A 20,964-nucleotide genomic window follows, 5' to 3' on the forward strand; every position below is an offset into this window, starting at 1 on the left:
GCAATTTTTGGTGGTTGACACCAAGTTTTAGCTCCCACCATCTAATTTATTGATAAGTAATTATTTAAAGTAAGAATGGATGCGTTATGAGAAAACTAACTTTAGCAGCAACAGGGGCGCTTTTTATTTTATCACCTCACGCTTTTGCAGCACCTTACGCAGCAGACGCTCGAAGTCACGGAATGGGAAATACAGGCGTCGTTTCCGCTGACTATTTAACCGCTCCTCTACACAACCCAGCCCTAGGTGCTCTCTATCGAGAAAATGACGATATCGGCCTACTCATTCCTGCTCTCGGCGTCAATATTCACGATGAGGATGAAGCTTTATCAGCCGTTGATGATGTTCAAGACCTTTACGATAGTATTCAGGGCATTCCCACACCTGCGAACGAAGCCGAACTTAATCGACTACTCGATCAATTAGATAAGAGTGCTCCAGTCGTCATTAACGGAGGTCTGAGCCTCGCGATTGCGATTCCGACACGCTACATGTCGGTAAACCTTTTTAGCGCTGGTTATGTGGAGATACTTGCGGCACCCGATATCTCAGATTCAACAAACACCGCAGATCGATACCTCAATTCTGCCGTCGACCTAGCGGCTTTCGGTAGTGCGGAATATGGCGTTGCCTTGGCTCGCGCTTACACGATAGGTGGGCAGCAATTCGCATTTGGTATTACGCCCAAATACCAACAGCTTAAAACCTATACGCAGCGTACAACACTAGATGACTTTGATATCGAGGATTAAGACAAAAGTGAAGTATCAAAGAACACGTTCAATATGGATCTTGGGGTCGCTTGGTATCACAACGCATTTAGAGCTGGTCTCTCGTTAAAAGACGTCTTCGAACAAGATATAGAAACAAAACTAGGCAACTATACCTACGAACTCACGCCACAAGCGACCCTTGGTATCGGCTATGTCGGGGACTATATAGCTCTGAGCCTAGACGCCGATCTCACCAAACAAAAGCGCTTTAAAGAGCTCGACGATGACACGCAGTTTATTCGCGTTGGTATCGAGGGGAATGCTTGGGGATGGGCTCAACTCCGCGCTGGTTATGAAGTTGACCTAGAAAATAACCTCGATAACTCGGTGACAGGTGGCATTGGCATCAGTCCTTTTGATGTGATCAGTGTAGACCTAGCAGGGTCTTACGCTGGCGATAACCAGTTTGGCGCGGCGGCGAATTTAGCATTTACGTTTTGAATACGAATGCCAACCTAAATTCACTTAGGTTGGCATTGTTAACAACCATCCTATATCTCAATGTTTATCATTACTGACGTTTGGTGATGAACTGATAAAAACACGATCTCGCTACAAGTATCGAGATGTCTCCTACACTATTCTCAAGCAATAAATCCACAAACATTTCCTAAATATAAAGAGTGAGAAACATGATTAAGTTTCCAGATAATTTCCTTTGGGGTGGTGCCATTGCGGCAAACCAGGTAGAGGGGGCATACAACCTTGGGGGGAAAGGTTTATCAACATCAGATATGTTGCCAAACGGCATTCTGAGCCCGCATCAAACGCGTGAAGAACGAACGCCTGGTATCAAAGATCTTGCTATCGATTTCTACAATCGCTATCCAGAAGATATTGCCCTGTTTAAAGAGATGGGATTCACCTGCCTGCGCTTATCCATCGCTTGGAGCCGTATTTTTCCTAATGGCGATGAGCTTGCGCCAAATGAAGAAGGACTGGCGTTTTACGACAAAATTTTTGATGAGCTAGCCAAACACGACATTCAACCATTTGTGACGCTTTCTCATTACGAGATGCCTTACGCCTTGGTTGAGAATTATGGTGGTTGGGGCGATCGTCGAGTGATAGAGTTTTTCGAGCGTTACGCTCGCACCGTGCTGGAACGCTACAAAGACAAAGTGAAGCTATGGTTAACGTTCAACGAAATCAACATGTCACTGCATGCGCCATTTACGGGAGTGGGCTTGCAAGAAGACGCCAGTGAACAAGACATTTATCAAGCGATTCACCACCAGCTAGTCGCAAACGCGAAAGCGGTAAAACTGTGTCAGCAAATCGTACCAAACGGCAAGATTGGTAACATGCTGCTTGGCGCAATCAACTACCCATACACCTGCAACCCTGATGATGTGCTTGCTGCTATGCATGAAAACAATAAGTGGTTGTTCTTCGGTGATGTGCAGACTCGTGGTCAGTACCCAGGCTACATGAAACGTTACTTCCGTGAAAACGGCATTGAAATACAAATGGAAGCTGGCGACTTAGAAGAAATTGCCTCAGCAAGTGTCGATTTTATTTCCTTCAGCTACTACGCAAGTGGCTGTGCGAGTGCCGATCCGAAACAGAAAGAAGTGGGTAACATCGTCGATAGCGTACCAAACCCATACCTTGAAAAGAGCCAATGGGGCTGGTTGATCGATCCAAAAGGCCTGCGCGTTTTGCTTAACTTCCTTCACGATCGTTACCAAAAGCCGCTATTTATCGTCGAGAATGGCTTAGGCGCTCGCGATGAATTCGATGAAAACGGGGAAATCCAAGACGATTATCGAATTTCATACCTTAATGATCATTTGGTTCAAGCACACGAAGCGATTCTTGATGGCGTTGAGTTGATGGGCTTCACCAGCTGGGGGCCTATCGACTTGGTGGCTAACTCAACAGCCGAAATGAGCAAGCGTTACGGTTATATTTATGTCGATCGTCATGATGATGGGCAAGGAACGCTAGAACGTAAACGCAAGAAGAGCTTCTACTGGTATCAAGACGTGATTCGTACTTCAGGCGGTTCATTGAAAAGCTAAGCCTGTTGTCTGGATATAAAGTGCGACTAGGCATTCGCCTAAACCATCAAGCCCTGCATTTGCAGGGCTTGAATTTTAAGGTTTTAATGCATTTAGAGATTAAACTGCAATCTCTCCACCGTCTTCACGTCGAATGACAACCGTCGCCGCTCTTGGGCGCACAGAAACACCAGCAGGCGTTTCTTCGGCGGCATCTTCACTGTATGGCCAGTTACCTGGGTGCTGAATATTCACAAACAATGATTTGTAATCAGGGCTGATAGTAAAGCCTGTCACTTCACAACCATTTGGTCCGACAAAGAAACGTTTAAGCTCTGCTTGGTTATCCGCACCAATCACTGCTTGGTCACCATTCTCATCTGTTAGCTTAGATGGCACAACGGCCAACATTTGATCATTAGTGTAAGACGTAACTTCATCTGCGCCGTTATCGGTCTGAATCCACAAAATACCACGGCCATCAAACGCTAATCCGTCAGGGCTAGCAAACTGGTTTAGCTCATTCAGGCCAGAACGGTTGGTATCTGCATCACCATTTGCTGGCGAACCAAAGACAAAAATATCCCAAGTAAAGTCTGTAGCTGAAGCCCCTTCATCCCAACGAATAACGTGACCAAACTTATTATTCAGACGTGGGTTCGCAGGATTGGTTTCATCTGTACGGCGCGTATTGTTCGTCAATGTTAAGTAAACCGAGCCTGTGAATGGATCAACCGTACACCACTCTGGGCGATCCATTGGAGTTGCCCCAACGAGATCAGCCGCGCCTGCCGTATTAATGATAATTTCAGCCAATGAGTTAAAGTGCTCCGCTAGCGTACCACCAGATTTTGTTACGCTATCAAGCGTCAACGGCAACCAAGTACCTGTACTGTCTTCATTGAAACGCGCAACATACAATGTGCCTTCGTCCATATACTTATCGCCTGTCGCTAGGCGGTTTTCCGAGTTTGCATCTGCTGGATCCCACGCTGCCGCAGATTCAAATTTGTATAGGTACTCAAAGCGAGAGTCGTGACCAGAGTAGAATACCACTGGTTTGCCTTCTTCAAGCTTACCAAAAGTACAGCCTTCGTGACGGAAACGACCTAGTGCAGTACGCTTCTTCGCACGCGAGTTTTGCGTGTAAGGGTCAATTTCGACGATGTAACCGTGACCATTGGCTTCATTACGGTAATCATCCATTGCACTTGCTCCTGTTGGAGCCACATTAAAGCGAGAGAACTCATCAAGACGCTCTTCTGCATTTCCTGCAAGTGTTTCCCACAAGTAGCGTGTGCTTTGGTCATCAACACCAATGCGATCTTGTTCTTCTGTACGAGTCCCGGCGTTAACAAAGTAACCAGGCCAGTTCTCTTCACAAGTTAAGTAAGTGCCCCATGGCGTGTAGCCGTTGCCACAGTTGTTTAACGTACCACGTGCTTGGCTGCCATCTGGCGAGAAACGAGTGACGGTTAGTGACGTGTGCGCGACTGGGCCAGATAAGTCCATTGCTGTCGCACCAGTGTAACGGCGGTTTAGTGGATCGGTATCAACCAACTTCCACATGTTGTCTTCCAGTTGAATTCGAACCACTGACACACCGTGCGCATTAATCTCTTTACGCACTTCATCTACAATGGTACGTACGCCATTTTCAACCGTCGGACCGTTTGGATGCAGTGCTGATGTATCAATGTACTCGTGGTTGATGCAAAGCAGACCGTCGGTCGTACTGTCATTTAATGGGAAAAAGTGCATGCCATCATGGTGCATGCCCAACGCGTTAAGTTGGTCTGAGCTGGTATTGCTGCCATCATTTTTCCACGCGCTGCCTTGAGCATTCAGCGGTGTACCCCAAGGTACCAGTACTTGTGCGGTGTAGCCTTGTGGAATTGAAACGGCGTCAGTGAGTGAGCCAGGGATAGATTCAAAGTTAAGAACGGCTTTAGATACGCCCGAGCCACTGCTTACTGTACTTCCTGAGTCAGACGAATTACAACCAGCCAATCCGAAAGCACCAAACGCTGTCATCGCACTGATACCTAAACCACCTTTTAGAATGCTGCGTCGAGATAGGCTCGCTTCTAATACTTCTTCAAATGGTTTGTTTTCACTTTGGTTATAACGCGTCGCGTCAAAGGTTTCCTTGCTCATTTTTACTTTCCCGATCTTATAGTTTAATTAATAAATAAGTGATTAGTTGAACGGCAAGAAGTTTGGAGAAGAAAAATGACAAAAGTGCTTAAAACATATGAAACTTGTGTTTCAGCAGTGCAGCAAACTCAGCAGCGTTACCAATTGAGCAATTAAGTTTTGGTCACATAATCACCAACTGTATCGCTTCATTCTGATTTTACTTGGGCTAAAGTGTGATAGAAGGTATAAGGTGTACGAATTCAAATCATCTACGAGAGATAATCATGAAATTAGACAAGATCGATAACAAGAGCCGTCGTATCCGTAAAAAGCTGTTCTTAGGTGAGTTCGCAATCCTAGGTTTCGAGATCAGCTGTGAAACAGACATCAACGACTTCGACCGTTACGATGCATTCGTTGATGACTTTATCGACTACATTGATGGGCTTGGCCTTTGCTTCGGCGGCGGTGGTCTAGAACTGTTTGAAGGCTTCCTATGCTCTACTGACCGTTACGGCAGTGCTACTGAAGAGCAAAAAACACAAGTTATTGCATGGTTAGAAGCACGTCCAGAAGTGAAAAGCGCAAAAGCTGGCGACTTGGTTGACGCAAACTACCTGTAAGTAACAGAGTCATACTGACAATAATAAAAAGCTGGTCTCCGGACTGGCTTTTTTACTTTTGGAAGTGTGTGATAGTAAAAGTAGAGTGCTGGGAGGTTGTGCGGAGTGAATGTGATTGTGGCGTTTTTGAGCTGGCAATCAGCGGGAAACGGCGTTCCACTGCCAGCTCATGCCTTTAGGTATCATTAACTATGATTTTTTAGCTGGTGCGTCTTTCGTGTCTTTCCAGTATTGAATGCGCACACGATGTAGCTGAGCTCTTCTAGTCTTTTTCATAGTAAAATCCCTCATCTTATATAAGTAACGCTCCTTATGGAGCTTATTGTCTAAGGTCGAATCCCCTTCAATCTATAAGGGAACCAATTATTTAACCGTGACCAATTTCACAACATAATGATAATTACCGATTTCTTGCAGTCACCTTTGACTAGTAAACGGCGTATTATCTCTCTGACACGGTTAACTTACTCACCAGATATGACAGAAAAATGGCAATCAAGTTCCCTAGATTATCTGTCACTGAATCTTAATAATGATTCCTGAAAAATTTTGCAAGTAAGATATCAATTGCCCATCACTTTCAGCCGAGTAACTCTTTTCGCGTTCGTGATCGCAGTTGTGTACGACCCAATTAAGGCTGGATTCGCTGCTGATATTGCTGACGGTACTCGCGTGGCGTAAGCCCTTTATACGTTTTGAAGTGACGATTAAACAGGGCTTGGTTTCGATACCCTACTCTCTCAAACACAATTCCAATCGGCAAAGGCGTTGATTGCAGCAAATCTGCGGCATGATTGATCCGCAATTTCATTAGGCGTTGGCTAAACGGCTCTTTAAAGTGCTTTTGAAACAATCTTGTGACCGCACTGTCACTCAGTGATAAATGGTTCGCCAAGTTCGCGAGCGTCACTTTGCTAGCAAAGTGCTGTTCGAGATACGCGTTGACACTTGCCACTCGTTCTCTTTCCTGTAATTCGTGTTCACTCATCGATAAGTAAGAGTGAGTCATCAGTGTTTTCGCCCCTTCATCGTGAGCAATCAAAGACAAAACATGGAGAAATCTCGAGAGTTGCTCCATTGCAGGAAACGTTATGAGCTCATGCAGAAGATCCACAACGTGCTGAGCTGTCCGCTCAGAAAACACCACACCTTTGTTGGCCGCCTTTAAAAGCGGATCAAGCTTTCTAAGCTCTGCGCAATAGAACATCAAATTGGCAATCCACTCACGCTTAAACCAGATCACATGAGTCTCGCACTTGCTCTCGACCAATGTGGAATGAATAGAGTGAGGCACACCTGGCGCGATCAATAGCATTTGGTTGTGAGTCACTTCTAATTCGTGATGACCAATATGCAAACTGCCAGTGAAGTGGCGATGGATGACTAATTCAAACACATCATCGTGAAAATGGAGATCGTACTCTTTTTCTGGCTCATCAATGCGACGATAGCGCCAAGAAAAACCTGGTCTTTGTGGTACTTTTTCAATGTGTGCCATTGGCTACTCCACAAAATAGTATTGTTTCACGCTCAAATAATATCAGTATTGCCAGCTTAATCTTCATCACGCCGAAATAGTATTGATATTAAGCGGCATACTATCAACTTTGTGTCGTCACGCTCCTTATTGTTGCCTTGAAAGACAAGATAACTAAGGAGGCTTTCATGAGTCACTTCACTGTCAAGCTACGCCAAGCCCTGCACAAAACACGTGATGAATGGGCAACATTCGCCATCAAAGAAATGGAAATTCCACCTGACACTATCACCAAATTTTATGGCTACAAATCGAGTTGTGATCTTGAGCAAATTCTTAAACAGGATGTAAACGACGCCAATTCGGACATTTGCTCGACACCTTGTGCGAGATCTCTTACAAGCAATGTAAGCAAAACGACCATCATTGACTAAGACAAAATCGAAAAATTAACATAAGCCATTGAAAATTATCAGTTATATCATTTCAAACAATATTCGCTGCCAAAGTTTTTTTACCTAGCTAATTGAGAGTAATCAGCAAAACATCAATACTGATTGTGTCGACAGGATGTTGGCGGGAACAGGAAAAAAACCTAATGGACTAGGTATCTTCAGGATGAAGATTTGGTAGCTTAGGATGAGTTATCAGCAAGGATGTAGTTAAGCTCTAGGATAGAGTTCGCCCGTCAGGATGATAGGCAAGAATGGACACCGCTAGGAAGGCGATGAACAAGGAACTCGGTTAAAGGACTTAACCACAATCAAGGATAGATGCAGGGAGCACCTATAGTAGCCGGATTGCTGCGAAAAAGAATAAGCCCCGTCTGGGAAACCAGGCGGGGTTTTATTTTGTCTGCTATTTATTATTCGCGAGGCACCCGATTCTCTTGCGTCGATTTATTTCGTGCCGTGCTATCATTTTCTCTACGTCTTTCAGCAAGCTCACAGCAAATCTCACATTATGCTTAATCCTGTTTGGTTACATACATTTAAGACATTGATTGAAGTCGGTCATTTCACACAAACGGCAGAAAAACTTTTTATGACCCAACCTGGTGTCAGCCAACACATCAAAAAGTTAGAGCAAAGTTGTCAGCATGCGCTGATCAAACGTGAAAACAAAAGCTTCGAATTAACAGAGCAAGGTCGGATTGTTTACGCCTACGCGCTGGAGTTAGAAGAAAGAGAGAAAGCGTTGCTCGAAGAACTCAGTTTTGATGATGCATTTTCAGGTCACTGTAAACTGGCCTGTTCTGGCGCAATGGCATTGATGCTGTATGGCCCTCTTTTAGAAAAGCAAAAACAGCACCCAGGCTTATCGCTGCATTTAGAAGCCGCACCCAATCACTCGATTCTCAATGCAATAACGGAAGGGAGCATTGATATTGGTATCGTAACTGATGTTCCTCACAAAGGTTTATTTCACAGTGAAAGAATTGGTAAGGAGCAGTTGTGCTTAGTCCTACCTAATCAATACCGCGAAAAGCAGATAACACCACAACTCTTGCACGACTGTGGTGTCATTGCCCATCCTGATGCCAAGCACTACATGACGCTGTTTTTTGACCAATGCGCGGAACAAGAGCTCCAAGAAATTAAGATGAGCGATTTACCATTATCCGGCTACGTGAATCAATTAAGCCAAATTTTACTACCTGTGAGTAAAGGACTCGGCTTCACCGTACTGCCTCAAAGTGCTGTCGACAATTTCCCACAAAAAGATACCTTGCACATCGCACAACTGAAAAACACCGTGTGTGAAGAGTTATTTTTAGTTCGCAAACGCAGCCGTGTTCTGCCACTGCGCTATCAAACAATTAAAGATGTGTTATTGGACGTCATCACAAACTCAAAACAAACTACAGAATAGCCTAACGTTTTAAACTCGTCATAATCCGTTTGCTTAAAAAAGTCCACAGACAACTTCCGGCTTACGACGCTGAGAATGCCCGATGATTCAACAAATTATTTTTGTCGTAACGACGAGTTTTTTTCGTTTTCTTCTCGCGAGAAAAAAACCTAAGGTGCGCACCTCTAACGAAGTGGTTGTCCAACCACACATCTAAATCGTTGAAGTCAGTAGGTAATATCACCTAAATATCACATACCTGCTGCATTCTATACTCTATACTTATATTTTTAATTTGGTACTGACTTACTAAGGAATTGCCATGCGTATTGCTATTCTCTCTCGTAATGAGAATTTATATTCAACCATGCGCCTAAAACAGGCAGGTGAAGAGCGTGGACATCAAGTAGACGTCATCGATACTCTGCACTGTTATATGGACATTACGAGCAACAACCCTAAGATCCGCTATAAGGGTGAAGAATTGCCACAATACGACGCTGTGATTCCTCGCATCGGTGCATCCATCACATTCTACGGTACCGCGGTTGTACGTCAGTTTGAAATGATGGGCACATTTTGTGTCAACGAATCGGTCGCGATCAGCCGCTCTCGTGACAAATTACGCTCGTTGCAACTGTTATCGCGTAAAGGCATCGGCTTGCCGCGCACTGGCTTTGCTCACCACCCTGATAACATTCAGGACGTGATCAAAAATGTTGGTGGCGCACCTCTAGTGATTAAATTACTAGAAGGAACTCAAGGCATCGGTGTTGTGCTTGCTGAAACCAACAAAGCAGCAGAAAGCGTGATCGAAGCATTCATGGGGTTGAAAGCAAACATCATGGTGCAAGAGTTCATCGAAGAAGCTAAAGGCGCTGACATACGTTGCTTTGTTGTCGGTAATAAAGTGATTGCAGCGATGAAGCGCCAAGCGAAAGAAGGTGAGTTCCGCTCTAACTTACATCGCGGCGGCTCTGCACAGTTAGTGCGACTAAGCAAAGAAGAACGCGCTACTGCGATTAACGCGGCAAAAGTCATGGGGTTAAACCTATGCGGTGTCGATATCCTTCAATCTAAAAACGGCCCAGTGGTAATGGAAGTGAATTCTTCACCAGGTCTTGAAGGTATCGAGCTCGCTACAGAAAAAGACGTTGCTGGTATGATTTTCGACTTTATCGAGAAAAACGCAAAACCACACGCAAACCGTACTCGTGGTAAAGGTTGATAATTGTTTGAGTGAGAGCCTGCTCAGTAGGCTCTCGTATTACTCATCGCTAGGATGACACTATGAATCAGAAAATGATCATTGGGAACGCCGAAGCTATTTGCTTACCTGAGTTAGGGATTACTCACCTTGAAGCGCGCATTGATACGGGCGCACAAACCTCTTCATTGCATGTAGATAACATTGATTGCTTTGAAAAAGATGGTCAGTCTTACGTTGCATTCGATCTACACCCGGATGTTTATCATTTAGAACAAGTGGTTCGCTGCACAGCGAAGCTAAAGGCAAACCGTAAAGTTAAATCTTCAAACGGTACCTTTGAGCATCGCTGCGTTATCACCACCATGCTGCGCATGGGTGACAAACAATGGCCAATCGACATTACGTTGACCAACCGTGAAAAAATGACTTACATGATGTTGTTAGGCCGTCAGGGTATGGCAGACAAAGTGCTGGTCGACCCTAGCCAATCTCACTTATTGGCATCTTAACCCCGTAGCTTCAGATGAGTGATCGAGCATCTTTGTTGAGCATCACTCGTCTGGCTTTATCTTCGCCTACTTCCTACGAAATAGCGCAAACAACAATCCCTTCGCTTTAACCTTTGTGACGCGCCAATGGGTCATCGGCTTAGTCGGCGCAGTATGCAGAATGTGCTGATACGCTTTCTCATCAAAAGTCACCTCTCCCCCATGCGCCAAAAGCAAACATTGCGGATTCATCTCAAACACACGCTTTAATGATTGGCGATATTGGTTTGGATGAAATATGGGAAACGGCGCAATCAGGTGTTTCTTAACCTGCACCATCAAATCCGCCACATACAATACATCTTGTTCAGAATGATAAACCGACAAATCTCTATCGGTATGTCCCTGCGTTTCTAGCACCTGCCAATCATCAAACCCCGGAATACACTCACCATCGATGAGTTCGATATCGGGCTTTAACTTGCGCGAATACCACAGGTTTTGCTTTGGTTTACGCATCCGGTTCGCCATCCAGCGCGCTAACATCAAATCGGTCAAATGCATTAGCCAACCATCTACACCGCTATACCATTGGCTCTCTCGCTTTGCGGCCAATAGCTTACATCCCGTTAAATCACGCAGTTTGTGTGCGCCGCCAGCGTGGTCTGGATGCATGTGAGTTACAACGACCAACTTTAGGTCAGAAAAAGGACGATGGAGTTGATGTTCAATAAAATCTTTAAGGTGAGGAGTATCTGCTCGACTTGCACCATCAAGCAACATTAATTTATCGGGATATTCGGCGAGATACATGGTCTGAATGTATCCCTGAATTCTGTGCAGCTGCAAAATATGTCCTTATTTGAGTGAGATTTTTCATGACCGCTTCCATGCTGGTCAGACCAACTATAACAGCTGAATGGACGCACTGGTAAACAAATGTTCACATCAGCGCACGACAAGAAATCATAATCGAGATGATAGATTTTAATCATTAGACTCAGCGGCACTTTTATCCGTTAATGCGCGCACACGGAGTTCGTGTCAGGGTATGAGGTTAATACCTCATGATTTGCTTTTTTGTACTTTTCCTTCTAATTAATTAAGGACTTAAGTACATTTTTGTGAGAATCGAGTTGGAAAAAGCAACTAAATTAGACCGCATCCGCGCGGACTACAACGTTCACTACTGGAGCCAAGGTTTCTACGGTATTGATGACCAAGGCGAGGTTTACGTATCACCTCGTAGTGATCGTGCACATCAAATCCCTTTCAGTGCCATTGTAAATGAGCTAGAAGCGCAGCAGTTAAATCTGCCTGTATTAGTGCGCTTCCCGCAAATCGTGCACCAACGTGTGCATGGAATTTGCCACGCTTTCAACCAAGCAATTGAAGAATACCAATATCCAAACAAATACCTGTTGGTGTACCCAATTAAAGTCAACCAACAACGTGAAGTGGTGGATGAAATTCTAGCGAGCCAAGCTCAACTAGAAACCAAACAGCTTGGTCTTGAAGCGGGTAGCAAGCCAGAATTGTTGGCAGTACTTGCATTGGCTCAACAAGGCAGCTCCGTGATCGTGTGTAACGGCTACAAAGACCGTGAGTATGTGCGTCTTGCACTGATCGGTGAAAAGCTGGGTCACAAAGTATTCATCGTACTAGAGAAGCTTTCTGAGCTGGATCTGGTGCTAGAAGAAGCGAAAAGCTTGGGCGTAAAACCGCGCCTTGGTTTGCGCATTCGCCTCGCCTCTCAAGGTGCGGGGAAATGGCAAGCAAGTGGCGGTGAAAAATCGAAATTTGGTTTGTCTGCATCGCAAGTGCTTAGCGTTATTGAACGTCTGAAACGCGAAGGCAGCCTAGATGCGATGCAACTGGTTCACTTCCACCTTGGCTCACAGATGGCAAACATCCGTGATGTACGTAATGGTGTGAATGAGTCTGCACGTTTCTACTGCGAACTGCGCGCACTGGGTGCAAACATCGAATACTTCGATGTGGGCGGCGGTTTGGCAGTCGACTACGACGGCACACGCAGCCAATCATCGAACTCGATGAACTACGGCCTTGCAGAGTACGCACGTAATATCGTCAACACAGTGGGCGACGTGTGTCAGCAATACGAACAACCGATGCCAGTGATCATATCTGAATCCGGTCGTTCACTGACAGCGCACCACGCTGTGTTGATTTCTAACGTAATTGGTACAGAAACATACCAACCGGAAGAAGTGCATGAACTTGGCGCAGATGCTCCACTTTTACTACAAAACATGTGGCGAAACTGGGAAAACTTACAAGATGGTACAGACGCTCGTGCGTTAATTGAGATCTACAACGATACCCAAAGTGATTTGGCAGAGGTACACTCTCAATTCGCAACTGGCGTGCTTAACTTGGAGCAACGTGCGTGGGCAGAACAACTGTCACTGCGCATTTACTTCGAACTAAGCCGCAAGATGAGCACTAAAAATCGCTTCCACCGTCCGATTCTGGACGAGTTGAGCGAACGTCTTGCAGATAAGTTCTTCGTGAACTTCTCTCTCTTCCAATCTCTACCAGATGCTTGGGGTATTGATCAGGTGTTCCCTGTTCTACCACTTTCTGGCCTTGGCGATGCGGAAGAGCGTCGTGCGGTAATGTTGGACATCACCTGTGACTCTGATGGCGCGATCGATCACTACGTTGATGGTCAAGGCATCGAGAGCACGCTACCTGTACCAGCTTGGAGCAAAGACAAACCATACCTAATGGGCTTTTTCCTAGTAGGCGCATACCAAGAAATCCTTGGTGACATGCACAACCTATTTGGTGACACCCACAGTGCAGTAGTCAATGTTGATGAACACGGTCAATTTGAGATCAGTTACATCAATGAAGGTGATAGTGTAGAAGACATGATGCGCTACGTTCATATCGACGTGGATGCGATTCGTGACAATTACAAACAATTGGTTTCCCAACGAGTTGAAGCCAATGAACAAGCACAAATCCTAGCAGAACTAGAACAAGGTCTAGCGGGATACACCTATTTAGAGGACTTCTGATATGAATGATTTGTTTACTAAAACCGATTATTCGCTTTACTCCAACTCTATGTCGTTTTTACGTCTACCGTACATTCGTAATCCGGTATCGGCAGACGCAGACGTTGTGGTGCTAGGGGTTCCTCTGGACATGGCTACATCTGGTCGTCCAGGCGCACGCATGGGGCCAGATGCGATTCGCCGTGCCTCAGTCAACTTGGCATGGGAAGGTAAGAAGTTCCCTTGGGACTTCAACGTATTGGATAAGCTGAAAGTGATCGACGCGGGCGATCTCGTGTTTGACTGTGGTGATGCGGAAGATTTCACTTACCGTCTAGAGGCAGCAACCAGTGAAATTCTAAAAAGCGGTAAAACCATGTTGGGATTGGGCGGTGACCACTTCATCACACTGCCTATCCTGCGTGCCTACGCGAAGCATCATGGTCAAATGGCTCTGATTCACTTTGATGCTCATACGGATACCTACGCAAATGGCAGTTCATACGACCACGGTACAATGTTCTACCATGCGCCGAAAGAAGGTTTGATCTCTGCGAAGAACTCAGTACAAATCGGTATTCGTACTGAATACAAACAGCAAGATCACGGCTTCAATGTGATTAATGCGATGCAAGCGAATGACATGTCGGTGAACGAGATCTTAGAAGAGATTCGTCGCACCGTCGCAGACAAGCCAGTGTATGTTACTTTTGACATCGACTGCTTGGATCCAGCCTTCGCACCAGGAACAGGTACACCCGTTTGTGGTGGCTTGAACTCAGACAAAGCACTGAAGATCATTCGTGGCTTAGCCGGTATGAATATTGTGGGTATGGATGTTGTAGAAGTATCGCCTCCGTACGACCACAGTGATGTTACCGCATTAGCGGGAGCAACCATCGCGCTAGAAATGCTTTACGCATACGCATCTGGCCGCGAATAAACATAATCATTTCTAAGGGAGCTTCGGCTCCCTTTTTGTTCATGGTGCCTTCTCCAGTCTTTTCTTCGTTCGAACCATGTCTTGCTCTGGCTAACCAAAACAATTCTTCTCCCCTCGGTTTTAACCATAAAAACCAATGACCTATAAGTGGGTTTACATTCACAACAAATAAGAGATTTAACGTAATTCAACAAAGAAAAGCAGCCTATTTCCGAACGCAAATTAAGATTAGTTTTTCTAATGCATATTATAGATTTTTATCTTGCTCAACTTCACACTTTTCGATTGCTAATTGTACACGCAAAGACTAATATCTCGCGCAAATAGCCCCGTAACACCAAAAGTTTGTTGGCACTCTGCATTAGAGCGCTAAGGGTTTTTACGTCTTAAATTTTTTGGAGAGATACGCAAATGTCTGCTTCGTTTCCATTAGCGAAACTTACCTTTTTAATCGCAATATTGACTGCCGTGGGTCAAATGACCCAAACAATGTACGTGCCTTCAATCGGTCATATGGCGGGTGAGTTTTTGGTGTCTGCGTCATCACTTCAAGCTGTGATGGCTTGTTACCTAATTCCATATGGCTTATCGCAATTCGTGTACGGTACGTTATCGGACCGCTTAGGTCGCAAGCCAATCATCATAGCAGGCCTACTTATCTACATCGTAGGTACATTGGTGGCGCTCTTTGCACACCAATTTGAATGGTTCTTGATTGGTAGTTTCATCCAAGGTTTAGGTATTGGCTGCGGTGGTGCGATGTCACGCACTCTGACTCGCGACTGCTTTGAAGGTTCTGAGCTACACAGAGCAAATAGCTTAATCAGCATGTGTGTGATTTTCTCACCATTGTTGGCTCCCGTGCTTGGCGGATACTTAACCGAAGCGTTTGGCTGGCGCTCTAGCTACCTATTCTTAGCGCTGTTTGGCATTGCAGTGGTGATTACCATGATGACCAGCATGATGGAGACGCTACCAAAAGATAAACGCAAGTTCGAACCAGTAGCCAAAAGCTACAAACACGTTTTGTCTGACCGCCGCTTCCAAGGCTTTTTGATCTGCCTAGTTGCGACGTTTGCTGGCGTAGGTGTGTTCGAGGCAGCAGCTGGGGTATTGCTAGGTGGTGTATTGGCATTACCAGCAACAACGGTAAGTTTGCTGTTTATCTTACCGATCCCGGGTTACTTGGTGGGTGCCGGCTTATCTAGCTACATCGCGCAGCGTCGCTCTGAGCGTCGTGCTTTAAATGTGGGCTTGGTATCGATTTTTGTTGGCTCTGCTATTGTGCTCATCCCTGGCTTGTTTGGTTTAACCACGGCGTTAACGCTGGTTGGTGGCGCAACCGTGTACTTTTTGGGTGCGGGTATCCTATTCCCAGCCGCAACAACCGGAGCAATTGCGCCATTCCCTTACCACGCGGGGACAGCTGGTGCGACTCTGGGTGGCATGCAGAACTTGGGCGCCGGTATTGCAACCTTGCTTGCATCGCTATTCCCAGCGCATAACCAAATGCCGCTTGGTGTTTTGATGATGGCAATGTCGGTAATTGCAATGCTTGGGCTCATGTGGGTAAATCGAGCGCACAACCACTCAAACGAAGTGCCGCAAGTCATCTGATCATTATCGACTAACGTTCAAAATCCAAAAGGGACACACTCAACAAGTGTGTCCCTTTTTTCATATCACACTATATCGATTTACCGATGAGAATGATTTAACTTTCGAATTGATATTTGTTAAAAATAACAGCTGCTTACACAATGTGTTTTCAGTTCCCTTCAAATTGAGTAGCCAACTCGGAAATATTGAGAATTCTCACTTTTTCGGCACACCCCATAACAAAGAATGGACAACTGAAAACCACTAACGAAATGAAAGCCCAGCCCTCAGGATGAGGCCACTTGGGTGTACAATAAGGATAAAAACAGATGCGTTTCACTTTAACTACGTTGGCCGTCTCGGTCGCGCTTGTCGCCGGATGCAGCAATCAAGGAACCCCCAGCATGACTCAATACTCCCAATCACAGATCGTTGCTCAACAAACTCAAGCTCCGGTTGCGAAGAAAGTCCCTCACGCGATGACTACTCATGGTGATACTCGCGTTGATAACTACTACTGGATGCGTGACGACGAGCGTAAAGATCCGGAAATTTTGCAGCACCTAGAGCAAGAAAATCAGTATGCGGAAACCGTTCTCAAGCACACTGAAGCTCTTCAAAATGAGCTATTTGAAGAAATTAAAGGTCGTATAGCAAAAGACGACAACTCCGTTCCTGTGCGTAAAGGCAACTACTTCTACTCAAGTGAAGTGACCGGAGATAACGAATACGAAGTTCACCTTCGAGCTAAAGACTTTGGAGGCAAAGACAAGCAAGTCATTTTAGATGTCAATGAACTTGCAAAAGCACATGAGTTCTTCAGTATTGGCGGCTTGTACGTTAGTCCGAATGAAAACTTACTAGCGTATGGCGAAGATACATTAAGCCGCCGCGTTTACACTCTTAAGATCAAAGACCTGAAAACAGGCAATTACCTACAAGATGAAATCGAAGGCGCCTCAAGCGCGATTGCATGGCAGAACGATAACAACGCCTTTTACTACATCAAAAAAGATCCACAGACCTTGCTGGGCTACCAAGTGTATCGTCATGTTTTAGGCACGCCACAAAGCAGTGATGAGTTGATTTTTGAAGAAACCGACAGCGCCTATTACACCTCACTAAGCAAAAGCAAAGATGGCGAAGATATTTATATCTGGCATTCCAGTACAGAAACCAGCGGCGTCTCCATCATCGATGCGAACAACCCTAAAGCAAAGGCGAAGCCTTTTTATCCTCGTGAAAATGGCATTGAATACAGCATTTCTAAGCTAGGCGATTGGTATTACATTTATACCAACTATCAAGCCGTGAACTTCCGTTTGATGAAAGTTAAGCAAGAAGAGATGCACGATCGCTCTAAGTGGCAAGACGTGATTGCCGCAGATGACAACACTCAACTTGTAGACTTCGAGCTATTCGATGATCACCTCGTCTATGAGCAGCGCTCTAACGGCCTAGCAAGCGTCACTGTACGTCAGCTCTCAACAGGAAAAGAATTCCCCCTCACATTTAATGACGATGCGTTTGCTGCCTATTTGACAGGTAACCTAGAGCTGGATAACGAGAAAGTTCGTATTTATTACAGCAGTTTAACCACTCCAGGAACCTACTACGATTTCGATCTAAAAACGGGCGAGTCAGAAATCATGAAGCAAACACCTGTACTTGGTGATTTTAATCCTGACAATTACCAATCAGAACGCATTATGATCACAGCCCGTGACGGTAAAGAAGTACCCGTTTCTTTGGTGTATCGTAAAGACTTATTTAAGAAGGATGGTACGAATCCACTCTACCAATATGGTTATGGATCTTATGGTGCAACCATTGAGCCAACTTTCCGCTCGACACGTTTGAGTCTATTAGACCGCGGCTTTGTTTACGCCATCGCTCACATTCGCGGTTCTGAAATGCTTGGCCGTCCTTGGTATGAGGATGGTAAAAAACTCACCAAACAGAATACCTTCAACGACTTTATCGATGTGACTAAAGGTTTGGTTGAGCAAGGCTACGGCGCGAAAGACAAAGTCTTCGCCGTTGGTGGCTCTGCAGGTGGTCTCTTAATGGGGGCTGTCATCAACCAAGCACCAGAACTGTATCGCGGTATCGGTTCACACGTTCCGTTTGTGGACGTGGTAACCACCATGCTCGATGAATCGATTCCACTAACCACCAATGAGTATGATGAATGGGGTAACCCAAATAACAAAACATACTATGACTATATGTTGAGTTACTCGCCTTACGACAACGTTAAGGAACAAAACTACCCAAACATGTTGGTAACGACTGGCTTGCACGACTCTCAAGTACAGTACTTTGAACCAATGAAGTGGGTCGCCAAACTTCGTGAAATGAAGACAGACGATAACGTCTTGTTGTTCAAAACCGATATGGAAGCCGGACACGGCGGCGCATCTGGTCGATTTAAACGCTTAAAAGAAGATGCGCTAGAGTATGCGTTCTTTCTCGATTTACTCGATAAAAAATAATCGTTTCAATTGAACTGTATCTCTAACAACAAAATGCCCGCAGTTGCGGGCATTTTTTATAGACGTGCTCTCTAAACAGAGAGTTGGGGTACCTAAGCACATCATTACCAGTGTCTCTTATAGCCAACGGATAGCAGAAAGAAAAACGCCTACTCACAACGAGTAGGCGTTAACACAATAAATGTGTTTAGGCAGTAGAAACTGGCCTATTTATTAGAAGTAGTAACGAGCACCTAGAGTCCAGTAGTCGTTCTCTTCGCTAGTGTAATCGTTACCTAGGTCAAACTGGTAAGCAGCAAACGTTACGAAAGCAGGAGTTACTGCGTACTCTGCTTGTAGCGCAGTTTCGCTTGAAACTGTCTTGTTGTCTTCTTCGTCTTCTACGCCTTCGTAGTTAACGCTGAATGTCCAATCGTTTACACCGTATGCCAAAAGAGCTTCAAGTTGAGAAGTATCTTTACGCATTTGGTAGAAGTACTCGTTCATACCGTATACTACCGCTGCGTAAAGGCCTGAACCGTATTGACCGTAGTTTACAGAGAATAAGTGTGATTCAGCTGTCTTAGTACCTATAGAAGAGTTCTCAACATCACCGCCGCTGTATACGTAGCCAAGACCGAAGCCCGCAACAGAACCGCTTAGTGCGATTTGACCACGATCTTCAAATACTGTTTTAGGCTTAAGTTGGTCTGTTACTTTGTATTCGCTAGTTTGCTTACCCTGCCAACCTAGACCAAGGTTGAAAGCAAAACCTTCACCAAATTCAAAACCTTTACGGTAGCTAAGCATTTTATCAGCACGAGCTGAACCTAGGCTACCGTGGTTGCTGTACAAGAAATCGTTCGCAAACGCGATTGGTAGATCCGCAACGCCAGCTACATCGTAGTACGGTGACCATTGAGTACCCGCAACAAGGCGACCGTACTGCTCATGAGTTGCACCGATGTAACCTAGACGCGTAGAAAATGACTGATCACCACCGTCAAGGTAGTTAAGTGCCCATTCGCCTTTAGCGTCGATAGTGATACCATTGCCAATGTCTTTCTTGCCCGCAACATTGATACGTGGAGATACTTGGTGAACTTTTACTTCTTCTTCGAAATACTCACCCACGCCAACTGAAACGTGACCGCCGATCGATAAAGATGTACCATCGCTGTTGTAAACTTCTGCTGCGAAGGCCTGTGAACCACATGCTAGTGCCGCCACTGCAACGGCTAGAGTTTTCATTTTCATTGTTAACATCCGTATAGTTGTTTGTACCGGTTCGCTTAGAAACAGATTAAATCCGAATCAATCGCAACGAACACATAACAAAGTAGTAATGAAATAGAAATGAAACAAACACTTTCTTATGCAACCAGTGGTATTAATGCTCACGTTTTGAACTAAGTCACAAAAAAATAGGGAACTTTTCATTCCCCATCATAAAATCTGTGGCTTTTTACGTGTCACATCTCCCAACGTGCGAGTGGCTTCTCAGTTTTGATACCCTTACTGCCCCAGCGGTCAATAACATCAATTTGCAGTATACGACTCGGTTTAATAAGCGATGTCAAGGTTTTCGACGGTCGTTTATCCGTCACTAACCATAGCGTTTTATCTTGTTCAAACTGAGCTTTTAAAGATAATTTGTCTTCTTCTGTCCACTCGAGTTCTGGCTTAAATTCGCGCCCAACCACAAACAATTGGTTGCCAGAGGCAAAGTCCTCTAGTGACTCACTCATCAGTACCACTGAATCGATGCCTTTATCGAAGATCTCTGCCTGTTGTTGGTTGATCAGTTCACGCACATTGAGCATAAAAGCCTGTTGATTCGTTTGAATCGCCTTTTGGTGTTCAGGATATACACGTTGTAGATCCTCTCCAACAATGCCCGCCATTCGGATTAAGTTTGTAGGGTTCAGCCACGCGTACTTCGATGTTGACCCGTTTTCCAATGTCAGTGCTGCAACTCCTTGAGCTCTAGGAGAAATGGCCTGCGATGCATCGATTTCAATCAAGTGAATGTTGCCCTGTCGAGCGTAAACATAAGTCGGGTCTTGTTTCCAAATCGCACCAAGAGTAATAGCAACCGTCGCGGCTTGACCCGCTTGCTTAACTTGCTCTGTACCTTTATTTGCGAACCAGTTCTCAAGACGCTCAACGCCGTAACGCTTTGGAGGCAGATACTGAGTCTCTATCCCTGTACCTTTCATGAGTTGCTCAGACAACATGTACGTGACGGGAGTGCTGGTTAAAATGTCTTTGGCGCTTGCCAACGATGGAAGTGTCGTCGCTATAACCAAACCAAAAGTTATCGCTAATTTTTTTATCTTCATGTTCATTACTTTATAA

At 45.1% G+C, this 20,964-nt stretch carries 15 protein-coding genes and 1 pseudogene; 11 read left to right on the plus strand and 5 right to left on the minus strand.

Annotation, left to right across the window (positions count from 1 at the left end; genetic code table 11):
- Window positions 1-86 precede the first annotated feature (86 nt).
- Together F7Y48_RS18010 and F7Y48_RS18015 are read left to right on the plus strand one after the other, a co-directional pair.
- Window positions 87-1,214, plus strand: a pseudogene (locus tag F7Y48_RS18010) (conjugal transfer protein TraF).
- 191 nt (window positions 1,215-1,405) lie between these two features.
- Window positions 1,406-2,797, plus strand: coding sequence for a glycoside hydrolase family 1 protein (locus tag F7Y48_RS18015; protein ID WP_199804174.1), 1,392 nt, complete (start codon window positions 1,406-1,408; stop codon window positions 2,795-2,797).
- 99 nt (window positions 2,798-2,896) lie between these two features.
- On the opposite strand, the gene F7Y48_RS18020 is transcribed toward F7Y48_RS18015, so the two are convergent.
- Window positions 2,897-4,933 (minus strand): PhoX family protein, encoded by a 2,037-nt coding sequence (locus tag F7Y48_RS18020; RefSeq protein WP_258642634.1) that lies wholly within the window; start codon window positions 4,931-4,933, stop codon window positions 2,897-2,899.
- A gap of 266 nt (window positions 4,934-5,199) precedes the next feature.
- On the opposite strand from F7Y48_RS18020, the gene F7Y48_RS18025 reads away from it, so the two are divergent.
- Window positions 5,200-5,538: a YggL family protein gene (locus tag F7Y48_RS18025; RefSeq protein ID WP_074189730.1), complete on the plus strand. Its 339-nt coding sequence runs from the start codon at window positions 5,200-5,202 to the stop codon at window positions 5,536-5,538.
- Window positions 5,539-6,169: 631 nt separating this feature from the next.
- Here F7Y48_RS18025 and F7Y48_RS18030 read toward each other — a convergent pair.
- On the minus strand, window positions 6,170-7,036 hold the full coding sequence (locus tag F7Y48_RS18030) for a helix-turn-helix transcriptional regulator (protein WP_316685189.1): 867 nt from the start codon (window positions 7,034-7,036) through the stop codon (window positions 6,170-6,172).
- Window positions 7,037-7,203: 167 nt separating this feature from the next.
- Between F7Y48_RS18030 and F7Y48_RS18035 the strand changes: the two genes are divergently transcribed.
- The 4 genes from F7Y48_RS18035 to F7Y48_RS18050 all read left to right on the plus strand — a co-directional run bounded on the left by F7Y48_RS18035 (window position 7,204) and on the right by F7Y48_RS18050 (window position 10,585).
- A complete protein-coding gene (locus F7Y48_RS18035; protein ID WP_316685190.1) occupies window positions 7,204-7,449 on the plus strand; it encodes a hypothetical protein in 246 nt (81 codons plus the stop codon).
- Between the two features lie 529 nt (window positions 7,450-7,978).
- Window positions 7,979-8,887 (plus strand): LysR family transcriptional regulator, encoded by a 909-nt coding sequence (locus tag F7Y48_RS18040; RefSeq protein ID WP_065645588.1) that lies wholly within the window; start codon window positions 7,979-7,981, stop codon window positions 8,885-8,887.
- A gap of 301 nt (window positions 8,888-9,188) precedes the next feature.
- Window positions 9,189-10,094, plus strand: a complete 906-nt coding sequence (gene rimK / locus F7Y48_RS18045) for a 30S ribosomal protein S6--L-glutamate ligase (protein ID WP_005393586.1) — start codon at window positions 9,189-9,191, stop codon at window positions 10,092-10,094.
- A gap of 62 nt (window positions 10,095-10,156) precedes the next feature.
- Window positions 10,157-10,585, plus strand: coding sequence for an ATP-dependent zinc protease (locus F7Y48_RS18050; RefSeq protein WP_005393584.1), 429 nt, complete (start codon window positions 10,157-10,159; stop codon window positions 10,583-10,585).
- A 66-nt stretch (window positions 10,586-10,651) separates the two neighbouring features.
- Here the strand turns inward: F7Y48_RS18050 and F7Y48_RS18055 are convergent, their stop codons facing one another.
- Window positions 10,652-11,377 carry an MBL fold metallo-hydrolase gene (locus F7Y48_RS18055; protein ID WP_316685209.1) on the minus strand — a complete coding sequence of 242 codons (726 nt, stop codon included), beginning with the start codon at window positions 11,375-11,377 and terminating at the stop codon, window positions 10,652-10,654.
- Between the two features lie 323 nt (window positions 11,378-11,700).
- Between F7Y48_RS18055 and speA the strand changes: the two genes are divergently transcribed.
- The 4 genes from speA to F7Y48_RS18075 all read left to right on the plus strand — a co-directional run bounded on the left by speA (window position 11,701) and on the right by F7Y48_RS18075 (window position 18,627).
- Window positions 11,701-13,611, plus strand: a complete 1,911-nt coding sequence (gene speA / locus F7Y48_RS18060) for an arginine decarboxylase (RefSeq protein WP_168187783.1) — start codon at window positions 11,701-11,703, stop codon at window positions 13,609-13,611.
- A gap of 1 nt (window position 13,612) precedes the next feature.
- On the plus strand, window positions 13,613-14,533 hold the full coding sequence (gene speB / locus F7Y48_RS18065; RefSeq protein WP_005393578.1) for an agmatinase: 921 nt from the start codon (window positions 13,613-13,615) through the stop codon (window positions 14,531-14,533).
- Window positions 14,534-14,944: 411 nt separating this feature from the next.
- A complete protein-coding gene (emrD, locus tag F7Y48_RS18070) occupies window positions 14,945-16,150 on the plus strand; it encodes a multidrug efflux MFS transporter EmrD (RefSeq protein ID WP_256951434.1) in 1,206 nt (401 codons plus the stop codon).
- Window positions 16,151-16,461: 311 nt separating this feature from the next.
- Window positions 16,462-18,627 carry a S9 family peptidase gene (locus tag F7Y48_RS18075; RefSeq protein WP_316685192.1) on the plus strand — a complete coding sequence of 722 codons (2,166 nt, stop codon included), beginning with the start codon at window positions 16,462-16,464 and terminating at the stop codon, window positions 18,625-18,627.
- A gap of 213 nt (window positions 18,628-18,840) precedes the next feature.
- On the opposite strand, the gene F7Y48_RS18080 is transcribed toward F7Y48_RS18075, so the two are convergent.
- Together F7Y48_RS18080 and F7Y48_RS18085 are read right to left on the minus strand one after the other, a co-directional pair.
- On the minus strand, window positions 18,841-19,863 hold the full coding sequence (locus F7Y48_RS18080) for a porin (RefSeq protein WP_256951432.1): 1,023 nt from the start codon (window positions 19,861-19,863) through the stop codon (window positions 18,841-18,843).
- Between the two features lie 215 nt (window positions 19,864-20,078).
- Complete coding sequence (locus tag F7Y48_RS18085; protein ID WP_114323503.1) at window positions 20,079-20,948, minus strand: metal ABC transporter solute-binding protein, Zn/Mn family; 870 nt, start codon at window positions 20,946-20,948, stop codon at window positions 20,079-20,081.
- Window positions 20,949-20,964: the final 16 nt, after the last annotated feature.

This window comes from Vibrio sp. 2-1-2a (assembly GCF_032648565.1).
GTDB lineage: Bacteria > Pseudomonadota > Gammaproteobacteria > Enterobacterales > Vibrionaceae > Vibrio > Vibrio diabolicus.

Excerpts from the sequence above, each read along its gene's own strand:
- F7Y48_RS18015 (WP_199804174.1), top strand. The coding sequence starts at position 1,406 with ATGATTAAGTTTCCAGATAATTTCCTTTGGGGTGGTGCCATTGCGGCA.
- F7Y48_RS18020 (WP_258642634.1), bottom strand. The coding sequence starts at position 4,933 with ATGAGCAAGGAAACCTTTGACGCGACGCGTTATAACCAAAGTGAAAAC.
- F7Y48_RS18025 (WP_074189730.1), top strand. The coding sequence starts at position 5,200 with ATGAAATTAGACAAGATCGATAACAAGAGCCGTCGTATCCGTAAAAAG.
- F7Y48_RS18030 (WP_316685189.1), bottom strand. The coding sequence starts at position 7,036 with ATGGCACACATTGAAAAAGTACCACAAAGACCAGGTTTTTCTTGGCGC.
- F7Y48_RS18035 (WP_316685190.1), top strand. The coding sequence starts at position 7,204 with ATGAGTCACTTCACTGTCAAGCTACGCCAAGCCCTGCACAAAACACGT.
- F7Y48_RS18040 (WP_065645588.1), top strand. The coding sequence starts at position 7,979 with ATGCTTAATCCTGTTTGGTTACATACATTTAAGACATTGATTGAAGTC.
- rimK (WP_005393586.1), top strand. The coding sequence starts at position 9,189 with ATGCGTATTGCTATTCTCTCTCGTAATGAGAATTTATATTCAACCATG.
- F7Y48_RS18050 (WP_005393584.1), top strand. The coding sequence starts at position 10,157 with ATGAATCAGAAAATGATCATTGGGAACGCCGAAGCTATTTGCTTACCT.
- F7Y48_RS18055 (WP_316685209.1), bottom strand. The coding sequence starts at position 11,377 with ATGTATCTCGCCGAATATCCCGATAAATTAATGTTGCTTGATGGTGCA.
- speB (WP_005393578.1), top strand. The coding sequence starts at position 13,613 with ATGAATGATTTGTTTACTAAAACCGATTATTCGCTTTACTCCAACTCT.
- emrD (WP_256951434.1), top strand. The coding sequence starts at position 14,945 with ATGTCTGCTTCGTTTCCATTAGCGAAACTTACCTTTTTAATCGCAATA.
- F7Y48_RS18075 (WP_316685192.1), top strand. The coding sequence starts at position 16,462 with ATGCGTTTCACTTTAACTACGTTGGCCGTCTCGGTCGCGCTTGTCGCC.
- F7Y48_RS18080 (WP_256951432.1), bottom strand. The coding sequence starts at position 19,863 with ATGAAAATGAAAACTCTAGCCGTTGCAGTGGCGGCACTAGCATGTGGT.
- F7Y48_RS18085 (WP_114323503.1), bottom strand. The coding sequence starts at position 20,948 with ATGAAGATAAAAAAATTAGCGATAACTTTTGGTTTGGTTATAGCGACG.